Source organism: Pseudomonas sp. D8002, assembly GCF_013385695.1.
In the GTDB taxonomy this organism is placed as follows: domain Bacteria; phylum Pseudomonadota; class Gammaproteobacteria; order Pseudomonadales; family Pseudomonadaceae; genus Aquipseudomonas.
The window spans coordinates 1-12,356 of sequence record NZ_JACAPM010000067.1 but is presented as its reverse complement, the minus strand read 5'-3'; the positions used below and the strand labels follow the sequence as shown (position 1 = coordinate 12,356).

Below are 12,356 nucleotides of genomic sequence, written 5' to 3'. Positions count from 1 at the left end.
AAAGCGGGCACGGTCCAAATGTGGGAGCGGGCTTGCTCGCGAAGGTCGTTAACGATGACGCGGGCATTCTGGATGAACGCGGCGCTCTCAGGTTTTTCGCGAGCAAGCCCGCTCCCACAGAAAAGCAGATCTGTTTTCGCTCTGGATCTTGCCTTTGCTTTTAACACTCAAGCCGGCCTGTAGGCCGCTGTGCTTTTGCTTTTGATCTGATTTTGATCTGACTGCCCCAATAAGCCCGAGGCCGAACGCAGGTATTGCGGAGCGGGTAAACCGGCAGGACGCCGGTTTAGCCGCGCCGGGCCATGGATGGCCCGTCGCGGCGGCCCGCGGAGCAATGCCGGAGTGAGGGAACACCGAGCCTAGGCGAGGTGCCGACAGGCGGGGCAGAGCGTTTTGGTTACTTTTGCGCTTTTCAAAAGTGACCCGCTGTAAGAGCGGAACCCTAAGTAGCCGTTACCTAAATAACGGATATACACTCAAAACAACAACCGCGAAAAATCACAACACTGCACCGCCAACTGCGCCACATTCTGGTTCAAGCCAAACTGCCGATCCCCGCGATGCAACGCCACATACCCGACCCTCGGTAGCGCCGGTTCCGTCACCAGCGCGCGCAGCTCCCCGCGCTCGATCAAATGCGACAAACACCCCTTGGGCAAATAACTCACCCCCACCCCCGACAGCGCCAGCCCGACCTGCACCAACAGGTTATGACTGGTCAACTTGCGCGGCATCTGCACAGCATGCGCTGCCAACCAGCGCTCATAAATCAGCCCCGTCCCCGAGTGCGAACCCTGGGTCAACACCGTATACCCGGCCAATGCCTCAAGCCCCACCGGATCAGCCTCGCTGACCAACCCCGGTGCGCACATCCAGGCGTTTTCCACACTGCCCAGCGGCGTACTCAGGAAGCGCGAATCACTGTAGGCATCAGGCACGATCACCAGGTCCAGCTCATCACTCTCCAGCTTGCGAAACAGCTCACTGCTCAACTCCACCGACGGCTCGATCTGCACCTTGGGATAGGCCTCGCGCAACGCCTCCACCAGCGCCGGCAACCAGGTGAAAGCCGTCAATTCCGTCACCCCCAGGCGAAACCTGCGCACCAGCACTTCACGGGTGCTGACCCGCTCCAGCATGTAGTCACGACGCTCCAGCAGGTCCTTGGCGTAGTCGAGCAACTCGGCGCCCTTTTCCGTCAACCGCGCATTGCGTTTGCTGCGGTCGAAAATCTCCACATCGAAGGTTTCTTCCAACTCCTGGATGCGCTTGGAAATCGCCGACTGCGACATGTTCAGCTTGTTCGCCGCGGCCTCGAAACTGCCCAGCTCGGCAATCCAGTACAACGCGTCGATTTGCTTGAACGTGATCATCGGCCACCTCCCATGAGAAAAATCGATCCTATCAGATAATAAAATATCGCTAAAACTGTATGTTCATCACTCCTAAGATCTAGCCACAGACCCATAAGATCAATCGGAGTTACAGCCATGTCCTTGCCCGGTTCCCGCATCCTCCCCAACCCACCTCTGGCTTGCGCCGAAGTGCTTGAAGCCTTCACTCACGTGGTCACCCCGCACATCAGCGACAACCTCGGCCGGCACATCGGCGCCCGTGGGCTGAACCGCTACAACCGCACCGGCAAGCTGGTGGGCACCGCGCTCACGGTGAAAACCCGCCCCGGCGACAACCTGCTGATCTACAAGGCCTTGAGCATGCTGGAGCCGGGCCACGTGCTGGTGGTGGACGCCCAGGGCGACACCAACAACGCGGTGATCGGCGAACTGGTCAAGCTCTACGCCCAGCAACGCGGCTGCGTGGGGTTTGTGATTGACGGGGCGATTCGCGATGTCGCGAGCTTCGAGGACACCCCTTGCTACGCCCGCAGCGTGGTGCATTGCGGCCCCTACAAGACCGGCCCGGGCGAGGTGAATGTGCCGGTGTCCATCGGCGGCATGCTGATCAACCCGGGGGATGTGCTGGTGGGTGACGAAGACGGCCTGGTCGCCTTCTCCCAGGCCGACGCCGCCGAAGTACTGCGCAAGGCGGCGCAACATGCGGCCCATGAAGAGCAAGTCAAAGCCGAAATTGCCAGCGGTGCGGTGCGCCAGAGCTGGATCGACAAGGTGTTGCAACAGGCCGGCCTGGCAGGCTGAGGGGAGTCATCATGAGCACTGCCTTTCTGTCCGACCGGGTGCTGGGCATCGCGCCCTCCCCGAGCATCGCCGCCAATGCACTGGTCAGCGAACTGCGCGCCCAGGGCCGGGACATCGTCAACTTCACCGTGGGCGAGCCGGACTTCGATACACCCGCGCATATCCTCGAAGCAGCCAGCGCCGCGATGCACAGTGGCGACACCCACTACACCGCCACCAGCGGCACCCTCGCCCTGCGCCAGGCGATCTGCCTCAAGCTCAAGCGCGATAACCAGCTGGACTATGGGCTGGACGAAGTGATTGCCGGGTGCGGTGGCAAGCACATCATTTATCACGCCCTGGCGGCGACCCTGAATCGCGGCGACGAAGTCATCGTGCACACGCCGTATTGGGTGTCGTACCCGGACATCGCACGGCTGAATGACGCGACGCCGGTGATCATTCCCGGCGACGAGTCACTGGGGTTCAAACTGTCGCCCCAGGCCCTGGAACAAGCGATCACCCCGCGCAGCAAATGGGTGATCCTCAACAGCCCGAACAACCCCAGCGGCGCGGTGTACAACGAGGCCGAACTGCTGGCCCTGGCCGCGGTGCTGCGGCGCCATCCCCATGTGCTGATCATGGCGGACGAGATCTACGAGCACTTCGTCTACGACGATGCCCGCCACGTTTCCCTGACCCGACTCGCACCGGACCTGAAGCCGCGCACGCTGATCGTCAACGGCGCCTCCAAGGGCTACGCCATGACCGGCTGGCGCCTGGGTTTCGGTGCCGGCCCGGCCTGGCTGATCGCGGCCATTGCCAAGCTGCTTTCGCAAACCACCACCTGCCCCAGTTCCCTCAGCCAGGCTGCCGCAGTGGCCGCCTTCGCCGGCGACCAGGCGCCCATCGCCGGGATGCGCGAGGTGTACCAGCAACGCCGCGAACGCATGCTGGGCCTGCTCGAAGACATTCCCGGCGTGAGCTTCACGCCACCGGATGGCGCGTTCTACGTGTTCGCCAACGTCGCCGGGCTGATGGGCAAGACCACCGCCCAGGGCGAGCGGATCGACAGTGACACCCAACTGGCCGAGCACCTGCTGCGGGAACACGGCCTGGCCACCGTAAGCGGCGCGGCGTACGGCATGTCGCCGTATATCCGCCTGTCTTTCGCCAGCTCGCTTGACGTGATTGAAGAAGGTTGCCGTCGCCTGAATGAAGCGTGCCATCGATTGCGCTGACGGATTCCCGCCCCACCCGGCGGCCAGGGATGGCCGCTCATTGACTGCCTAGAACAACACTCATAATCATTGATATAAATGAGGCATTCCCATGCACAAGCCCCGCATCGCGCTGGTCTGGCAAATCCTGATCGGCTTGCTCGCCGGCATCGCCATCGGCGCCCTGCTGCACCGTTTTCCCGAATCCCGGCCGTGGCTGGTGGACAACCTGCTGCAACCGGCGGGCGATATCTTTATCAAGCTGATGAAGATGATCGTCGTGCCCATCGTGTTTGCCTGCATGGTGGTGGGCATTGCCGGGCACGGTGACGGTAAATCCCTGGGACGCATCGGGGCCAAGTCCCTGGGCTATTTCTTCTGCATCACCACCTTGGCGATCATCGTCGGGCTGGTGATGGGCAACCTGCTCCAGCCGGGCGCCGGCACCGAACTGGCCAGCCTGCAAGCGAGTGCCGTGACCTTGCCCACCAGCAGCGCCGGCGGCGGCCACAGCCTGGGGCAGATCATTGTCGGGATCATTCCGGACAACGTCATCAACGCCATGGCCCAGGGCAGCCTGCTGTCGGTGCTGTTCTTCGCGGTGATGTTTGGCCTCGGGGTTTCGCGCTTGCCGGCCGAGCGCAAGGACCCGGTGATTGCCCTGCTGCGCGGGGTGTCGGAGGCGATGTTCAAGGTCACGTCGATGATCATGGCCTATTCGCCCATCGGCGTGTTCGGGATGATCGCGGTGACCGTGGCCAACTTCGGTTTCAGCTCGCTGTTGCCGTTGGCCAAGCTGATCCTGGTCAGCTACGTGTCGATTGCATTCTTCGTGCTGGTGGTGCTCAACCTGGTGGCGCGGCTGTGCGGGATCAACCTGTTTGCGTTGATGCGACATATCAAGGACGAACTGATTCTGGCGTTCTCCACCGCCAGTTCGGCGGCGGTGATGCCGCAACTGATGAAGAAACTCGAAACCTACGGCGTGCCGCCTTCACTGGTGAGCTTTGTGGTGCCGGTGGGGTATTCGTTCAACCTGGACGGTGCGTCGCTGTTCCTGGGGATCGGCACGCTGTTTGTGGCGCAGCTGTATGGCATCGACCTGAGCCTTGGCGACCAGGCCCTGCTGGTGGTGACCATGGTGCTGACATCCAAGGGCGCGGCCGGGGTGCCGGGGTTCATGTTCGTGATTCTGTCGGCGACCCTGGCGAGTGCGGGCTTGCCGTTGGAGGGCATCGCCTTCATCGCCGGGGTGTATCGCCTGATGGAAATGCCGACCACCGCGTTGAACGTGCTGGGCAATGCCCTGGCACCGCTGGTGATTGCCAAGTGGGAACGCCGTGAAGGCACCGCTGAAACCTGTGGCGAGGGAGCTTGCTCCCGCTGGGCCGCGAAGCGGCCCCAATAAGCAGCCCGCGTTCTTTCAGGTAGAAAGTGGGCGCAGGTTTTGGGGCTGCTGCGCAGCCCAGCGGGAGCAAGCTCCCTCGCCACAAGGGTGGGTGTGGTGGGTCAGTCGAGGTCCGACGCCTCATGCCGCTCGCGCAGTTGCTCTGACGGCTCGCCCGACACGCGGTTGACCCGGCGCCCACGCTGCACCGCCGGCCGCGCTTCGATGGCATTGGCCCAGCGCACGACGTGCTTGTAATCCTGCACCGAGAGAAACTCCCCCGCCTCATACAAGCGGCCTTTCACCAGGCCGCCGTACCACGGCCAGATCGCCATGTCGGCGATGGTGTACTCATCCCCGGCGATGTATTCGTGCTCGGCCAATTGCTTGTCCAGTACGTCCAGTTGGCGCTTGGTTTCCATGGCGAAGCGGTCGATGGCGTACTCGATCTTGGTCGGCGCGTAGGCATAGAAATGCCCGAAACCACCGCCCAGGTACGGCGCGCTGCCCATCTGCCAGAACAACCACGACAGGCATTCGGCACGGGCCGTCGGTTCGGTGGGCAGGAACGCGCCGAACTTCTCGGCCAGGTACTGCAGGATCGCACCCGACTCGAACACCCGAATCGGCTTGGGCCCGCTGCGGTCCAGCAGCGCGGGAATCTTCGAGTTCGGGTTCACGCCGACGAAGCCGCTGCCGAACTGGTCGCCGTCACCGATCTTGATCAACCACGCATCGTATTCGGCACCCTTGTGACCCAGGGCCAGCAGCTCTTCCAGCAGGATCGTGACCTTCTGGCCATTGGGCGTTGCCAACGAATACAGCTGCAACGGATGACGGCCTACCGGCAATTCCTTGTCGTGGGTCGCGCCGGCAATGGGCCGGTTGATGCTGGCGAAGGTGCCGCCGTTTTGGGTCTTCCAGGTCCAGACTTTTGGCGGTACGTAATCAGTCATGCCACTACTCCTTGGATTCAATGTTCACAACAACTAACGGCAGGAGCGAGCTTGCTCGCGAAAAACTCGAGGGCGCCGTGTTCTTTCAGGATGCCCGCGGTGTGGTCGACGACCTTCGCGAGCACGCTCGCTCCTACAGGTTCTTTTGGGCCAGTTGGGCCATATTCCAACCGCCACCCAGTGCCTTGATCAGCCCTACGTTGGCGCTTAACTGTTGAGTCTGCAGATCCAGCACCGTGCGCTGTGCCTGCAACGACGCTACCTGCGCCGTCACCACGTCCAGGTACGCCGCGCCACCCTGGCGATAGCGTGCCAGGGACAAGTCCTCGGCGTACTGCGCGGCTGCCGCCGCATCGCGCTGGTCAACCAGGGCGGTGTCGAGCCCGGAGATGATCGAGAGGTTGTTCTCCACCTGCTCGAACGCGGTCAACACTACACCACGATACTTGGCCGCGGCTTCATCGGTTGCCGCCTTGGCACTGTCCACCCCGGCCTGGCGCGCGCCGCCGTCAAAAATCGTCCCCACCAGCGACGGGCCAATCGCCCAGAAAATGTTGGGCGCGCTCAACAAGTGCGCGAATTCATCACTCTGGAAACCACCCTGGGCACTCAGGGTAAGGGCCGGGAACCAGGCGGCTTTCGCCACCCCTATGCGCGCATTGGCCGAGGCAATCCGACGCTCGGCAGCGGCGATGTCCGGCCGACGCTGCAACAGCGTAGACGGTACACCGGTGGGCACGCCGGGCAAGGCGATATCCGCGACGCTGGGGGCAATCGCGTAGGTCGATGCGGACTCACCCAGCATCGCCGCTATCGAGTGTTCAAGCACTGCACGCTGCACCAAATTCTGGCTCAGCTGCGACTTGACCGTCGACAGTTGGGTACGCGCCCGCGCCACGTCCAGCCCGGAGACGATACCGCCGCCGTGCAAGCCTTCGGTCAGGCTCAGGGCCTTGGCATAGGCATCGCTGGTTTCCTGCAGCAACTGGTCTTGCCGGTCGATGCCACGCAGGCGGATGTAGCTGTCGGCCAATTGCGCCTGCAAGCTCAGACGCACCGAAGCCAGGTCGGCCTTGGCGGCCTGGGCGTCGCTGGTGCCGGCGGCAACGGTGTCGCGCACACGGCCCCAGAGGTCGACTTCATAGTCCAGCTCTACCCCCACTGTCCCGGAATCGTAAACATTCGGCGGGCTGGCCGAGCGCAGTGGCCGGGTGTCCGACTGGCGAATGCGCTGGGCATTGCTGGAACCGATCAGCTTTGGAAACAGCCCGGATTGCGCCTGGGCCAAAAACGCCTGGGCCTGGGAATAGTGAGCCAGTGCCGCGCTCAAGTCCGGGTTGCTTTGTAGCAACTGCTGCTCCATCGCGTCCAGTTGCGGGTCCTTGTAGATGTGCCACCAACCGTCGCGACTTGCTTGGTCGTTCGGCGTGCCGACGGTCCACGGTCCCTGGGTATGGAACTGCGCGGCAATGGGTACCTCCGGCACGTCCAGCGGTGGCGCAAGGTGGCAGGCACCGAGGCCCAGGGTCGCGACCAATACCAGGCAAGTGCGCTTAGCCATGGGGTTTGGCCTCCACGGGATTGGCGGCCAGCTGCACCGAATCGTCGTCGGCCAGGCCGTCGGGCGGGGTGTCGATCACGCGGTCGGTGGCGACCAGGCCGCTGCCGATTTCCACGCTGTCACCGAAGTCCCGGGCGATGGTCACGGTCTTGAAGTGCACATGATTATTCGCGTCGAGGGTGGCCACGCGCATGCCCTTGTCATCGAACACCAGGGCGCTGGCAGGCAGGCGCAGCACGTCGGTCTGCACCGGCAAGGTGAACTGCACGCTGGTGTAGCCGCCCGGCAACAGGCGGCTGCCGGGGTTCTCCACCAACAGTTGCACCAGGGTGCTGCCGGACGCGGCGTTCACCGCATCGGCAGTGGCGATCACCTTGGCGTTGAAGGTTTCACCGCGGTACTCCGGCACGCTCAGACGTGCCACGGTGCCCACCTGGATCTGCGGCGCCGACGACTGCGGCACCTGCACATACACCCGCAGGCGGCTGACGTCAGAGACCGCGAACAGCTCTTTGCCAGTGGCACCACCGGCACTGATCAGCGCCCCCACATCGGTGGAGCGTGCAGTGACCACGCCGGCGAACGGCGCAGTCAAGCGCTGGAAGCCCTTGGTGGCAACCAACTGGTCGACGTTGGCCTTGGCCGCGACCACTTTGGCCTGCTTGGCAGTCAGGTCGCCGGTGCGCTCATCCACGTCCTGGCGCGACACCGAGTCCGACGAAAGCATCGCCTGCCAGCGCTTGGCGGTGGTCTGTGCCAGCGACTCGTCGGCCTGGGCCGAAGCCAGCACGGCCTTGGCTTGCAGCAGTTGCTGATCGAGCTCCGGCGTGTCGATTTCGGCCAGCAGTTGCCCGGCCTTCACGTGGTCGCCGATGTCGACGTTCCAGGTCTTGAGGTAGCCATTGACCCGGGCAAAGATCGACGCCCGCGAATACGCCTCAAGACGCCCCGGCAGGTTCAGGATCGGACCCTGGGGCTGCACGCTCGGGGTGATCAGGATCACGCTGGGCAACGCCTGGGCATCGGTCCAGGTTTTCAGGTCATGGGATTCGCTGGCGCGCACACCGATGCCGAATACCACCACGGCAACCAGGACCACCAGCCCCAGCACCAGCCAGAGCAGACCACGGGATTTACGGCGGGGCGAACCCGGATTGGAAACGGAAGCAGACATGTCAAACCCCTTGAGTGGCGGTGGTCGCAAGCGTGGCGTGCTGACGCCGCCCGTGCACAAGACTGAAAATCAGCGGAACCAGGAACAACGTGGCAATGGTGGCGAAGGCCAGCCCGCCGATGACCGCACGGCCCAGCGGGGCGTTCTGTTCGCCGCCCTCCCCCAGGCTCAGCGCCATCGGCGCCATGCCGATGATCATCGAAATCGCGGTCATCAATACCGGGCGCAGACGGGTAAAGCCGGCTTCAAGCGCCGCCTGCACCGCATCCCCGTGCACGGCCAGGCGTTCGCGGCAGAAGCTCACCACGAGGATGGCGTTGGCGGTGGCCACGCCCATGCACATGATCGCCCCGGTCAGCGCCGGTACCGACAGCGGCGTGTGGGTGATGAACAGCATCCACACGATGCCCGCGAGCGCCGCCGGCAAGGCGGTGATGATCACGAACGGGTCAGCCCAGGACTGGAAGTTGACCACGATCAGCAGGTAGATCAGCACCACCGCGCCAAGCAGGCCAAACAGCAAGCCACTGAAGGCCGCGTTCATGGTTTGCACCTGACCCTGCAACAGCACCTTGGAGCCGGTGGGCACTTCGCTGGCGTGGGCGGCGATGATCTTCCGGATGTCGGCGGCAACGGCACCGAGGTCGCGGCCCTGAATTGCGGTCAACACCTCGACCACCGGCTGGATGTCCGACTGGGTCACCACCGAGTTCGCGTGGCTGCGTTCGATGGACGCCAGGCCGCCGAGGGTCTGGTCTTGCGCCGAACCGGGGCTGCCGCTCAACGGCAGGTTATGCAGGGCGGCCAGGGTGTCGAGGCCGTACTGCGGGGTTTGCATCACAATCGGATAAGACACGCCGTTGGCCGGGTTGAGCCAGAACGTCGGCGCCACCTGGCTGGAACCCGCCAGGTTGACCACCAGGCTGTTGGTCACATCGCGCTCGTTCAGGCCCACCAGTTGGGCCTGGGTACGGTCCACATCGATCTTGAACGTGGGCAGTTGCCGCGACTGCTGGATACGCGCATCCACCACACCCGGCACCCGCCGGATTTCCCGCAGCAACGTGCTGGCGTAGGTGAAGTTGGCGGGCAGGTTATTCCCGCTGACTTGCACATCCACCGGCGCCGAAGAACCGAAGTTGAGAATCTGCCCGACGATGTCCGAAGCCGGGAACGAGAACACCGCATTCGGGAATTCACGGGGCAGCCGCTCCCGCAGTTCGCGCATGTATTCGGCGGTGGGACGATGGCCTTCTTTCAGGCTGATCTGGATGTCGCTGTCCTGTGAACCCACGGTGCCGGTGTTGTTGTAGGCCACGTTGATCCCGCTGATGGCCAGGCCGATATTGTCGACGATGGCCGCCAGCTCCCGGGGCTCGATCACGTTATGAATGGTGTTCTCGATCTGCGAGACCAGCCGCGCATTGCTCTCGACCCGCGTGCCGATCGGTGCACGCACATGCAACAGGATCTGCCCGGAGTCGACGTCGGGGAAGAAGTTGCGACCCAGGAATGGCACCAGCGCAAACGACACGGCGACGAACGCCAGCATCGCGATCACCGCGATACGGCGGTGGTGCAAGGCACTCTCCAGTGCCCCGTGGTAAACCCCGCGAAACGCCTCGAACTGGCGCTCGAACCCGCGCTGGAATTTCACCAGCGGGTTGCTCGACGGCGCCACCACCGGCGTACCGTCCGCATGATGTTCGTGAGGCTTGAGCAGGTAATTGGCGAGGGTCGGCACCAGGGTTCGCGAGAGGATGAACGAGGCGATCATCGCGAAGATCACCGCTTCGGCCATCGGCACAAACAGGAAGCGCGCCACGCCTTCCAGGAAAAACATCGGCACAAACACGATGCAGATACACAGCAGCGACACGAACGCCGGCGTGACGATCTGCGCCGCGCCGTCGAGGATCGCCGTCTCCACCGGCTTGCCCTGTTCCAGGTGCCAGTTGATGTTTTCGATGGTCACCGTAGCGTCATCCACCAGGATCCCCACGGCCAATGCCAGGCCGCCGAGGGTCATGATGTTGAGGGTTTCGCCGAGCGCCGACAGCGTGGCAATCGACGACAGGATGGCCAGCGGGATCGACGTGGCGATGATCACCGTGGAGCGCCAACTGCCGAGGAACAGCAGGATCATCAGGCTGGTCAACGCGGCGGCAATGATCCCTTCCCGGGCGACGCCGCTGATGGCCGAGCGCACGAACAGCGACTGGTCGCCGATCAGGTCGATATTCAGGTTGGGCGGCAAGGCGCCTTTGTTGTCGGCCAGTTTGTCCTTGATCCCGGCGATCACCCCGAGGGTCGACGCCGAACCGGTCTTGAGCACCGGCAGCAGCACGGAGCGGTTGCCGTTGACATGCACGATGTTGGTCTGCGGCGGGTTGCCGTCACGCACCGTGGCCACGTCACGGATCAACACCGTGGTGCCGTCGGCGGTCTTGATCGGCAGGTTTTCCAGGTCGTGGAAGTCCGTCGGCGAGTTGTTCAGTTGCAGGTTGAACTCGTAGCTGCCGATCTTTTGCGTGCCCACCGGGGTGATCAGGTTCTGCGTGGCCAGGGCAGTGGCCACGTCCTGCGCCGAGAGACCACGGGCCTGCATGCGTGCGGAGTCGAGGTCGATCTGCACCTGGCGGGTCTTGCCGCCGAACGGGTATGGCAGTGCGGCACCGGGCACCGTGGTCAGCATCAGGCGCACGGTGTTGAGGCCCAGGTCACCGAGTTTCTGTTCGCTGAGGCCTTTGCCGGACAACGCCAACTGCACGATCGGCACTGTCGAGGCGCTGTAGTTGAGGATCAGCGGCGGCGTGGTGCCCGGCGGCAGTTGACGCAGGATGGCCTGGGACACCGAAGTCATCTGCGCGTTGGCCGTACTGATGTTGACTCCCGGCTGGAAGAACACCTTGACGATGCCGTAGCCGTTCAGCGATTGCGCCTCGATATGGCGGATGTCGTTGACCGTGGTGGTCAGCACCCGCTCGAACGGCGAGGTAATGCGGCCGGCCATCTGGTCGGGCGGCAAGCCGGTGTACTGCCAGATCACGGCAATCACGGGGATGCGAATTTCGGGGAAGATGTCGGTCGGTGTACGCCAGGCCGCGAGCGGGCCCACAATCAGAATGAAAATAGCCAATACCAGGAAGGTATAGGGGCGCCGCAATGCGATGCGCACGAGGTTGAGCATAGATGTGATCCAGACAGGAAGTTGATGACTGAAGGAGGTACCGAACAGCGCTTCCCTCCTGCCCCGCCCGTCTGTGTTCCGGGCCAACTGCACTGACATCCGGTCAAAATAGAGGCATATGCCACGATATAGCGTTTAGTGGCATACGCAACTAATTTGTTGCAGCATGTGTCAATATTCATCTTGCCGGATTAACGTTCGGTTAACCCTTGATCTGTAGCGAGTGATCAGCCTGTGAAATGCGCACCGCCTGTCCTGAATAGCCCGAGCACCTGTTCCAACGGAGCCGTGCGGCGCGCGTCCCGTCGTATGGCGCAGATCTATGACGAGGCGTTTGCGCCGTTTGGTCTGAAGGCCACCCAGTATTCGCTGATGAACCACATCGCCAATGGGGACGCTCCGAAGATGCGCGACCTGGCGCAGTCGTTGGTGATGGATTTGTCGGCCCTGGGGCATACGCTCAAGCCGCTGGTGCGGGATGGGCTGGTGGTGTTGCGGGTGGATGAGTTGGACCGCCGCAGCCGGCGGGTGCTGTTGACCGACGCGGGGCAGCGTAAATACGAAGAGGCGCGGGTGGTGTCCAGGCAGATGGCGGTGCGGTTTGATGAGGTGTTTGGGGCTGAGGCGGCTTGCGAGTTGCGCAAGGCCATGGACTTTATTGCGTCTGATGAGTTTGCTCGGGCGTTGTTGGGTTAGGGGGCATATCCGTTATTTGGGTGATGGCTTGTATTGG

General features: G+C 63.1%; 9 protein-coding genes. 4 read left to right on the top strand and 5 right to left on the bottom strand.

Annotation, left to right across the window (positions count from 1 at the left end):
• Window positions 1–476: 476 nt before the first annotated feature.
• The gene (locus HX807_RS30630; RefSeq protein WP_008433274.1) at window positions 477–1,373 is read right to left on the bottom strand and encodes a LysR family transcriptional regulator; all 897 of its coding nucleotides are present in this window, start codon (window positions 1,371–1,373) and stop codon (window positions 477–479) included.
• A gap of 117 nt (window positions 1,374–1,490) precedes the next feature.
• Between HX807_RS30630 and HX807_RS30625 the strand changes: the two genes are divergently transcribed.
• The 3 genes from HX807_RS30625 to HX807_RS30615 all read left to right on the top strand — a co-directional run bounded on the left by HX807_RS30625 (window position 1,491) and on the right by HX807_RS30615 (window position 4,763).
• On the top strand, window positions 1,491–2,156 hold the full coding sequence (locus HX807_RS30625) for an RraA family protein (protein ID WP_003207901.1): 666 nt from the start codon (window positions 1,491–1,493) through the stop codon (window positions 2,154–2,156).
• Between the two features lie 11 nt (window positions 2,157–2,167).
• Window positions 2,168–3,376, top strand: coding sequence for a pyridoxal phosphate-dependent aminotransferase (locus HX807_RS30620; protein ID WP_177052102.1), 1,209 nt, complete (start codon window positions 2,168–2,170; stop codon window positions 3,374–3,376).
• Window positions 3,377–3,467: 91 nt separating this feature from the next.
• Window positions 3,468–4,763 carry a cation:dicarboxylate symporter family transporter gene (locus HX807_RS30615; RefSeq protein WP_177052100.1) on the top strand — a complete coding sequence of 432 codons (1,296 nt, stop codon included), beginning with the start codon at window positions 3,468–3,470 and terminating at the stop codon, window positions 4,761–4,763.
• 101 nt (window positions 4,764–4,864) lie between these two features.
• Here HX807_RS30615 and yghU read toward each other — a convergent pair whose 3' ends face one another.
• The 4 genes from yghU to HX807_RS30595 all read right to left on the bottom strand — a co-directional run bounded on the left by yghU (window position 4,865) and on the right by HX807_RS30595 (window position 11,623).
• Window positions 4,865–5,698 (bottom strand): glutathione-dependent disulfide-bond oxidoreductase, encoded by an 834-nt coding sequence (gene yghU / locus HX807_RS30610; protein ID WP_177052098.1) that lies wholly within the window; start codon window positions 5,696–5,698, stop codon window positions 4,865–4,867.
• A gap of 133 nt (window positions 5,699–5,831) precedes the next feature.
• Window positions 5,832–7,259 (bottom strand): efflux transporter outer membrane subunit, encoded by a 1,428-nt coding sequence (locus tag HX807_RS30605; RefSeq protein ID WP_003207893.1) that lies wholly within the window; start codon window positions 7,257–7,259, stop codon window positions 5,832–5,834.
• The gene (locus tag HX807_RS30600) at window positions 7,252–8,433 is read right to left on the bottom strand and encodes an efflux RND transporter periplasmic adaptor subunit (RefSeq protein ID WP_177052096.1); all 1,182 of its coding nucleotides are present in this window, start codon (window positions 8,431–8,433) and stop codon (window positions 7,252–7,254) included. The genes HX807_RS30605 and HX807_RS30600 overlap by 8 nt, the downstream gene beginning before the upstream one ends.
• Window position 8,434: 1 nt before the next feature.
• Window positions 8,435–11,623 (bottom strand): efflux RND transporter permease subunit, encoded by a 3,189-nt coding sequence (locus HX807_RS30595; protein WP_177052094.1) that lies wholly within the window; start codon window positions 11,621–11,623, stop codon window positions 8,435–8,437.
• A gap of 309 nt (window positions 11,624–11,932) precedes the next feature.
• Here HX807_RS30595 and HX807_RS30590 point away from each other — a divergent pair, with 309 nt between their 5' ends.
• Window positions 11,933–12,319, top strand: coding sequence for a MarR family winged helix-turn-helix transcriptional regulator (locus tag HX807_RS30590; protein WP_003207888.1), 387 nt, complete (start codon window positions 11,933–11,935; stop codon window positions 12,317–12,319).
• Window positions 12,320–12,356 lie beyond the last annotated feature (37 nt).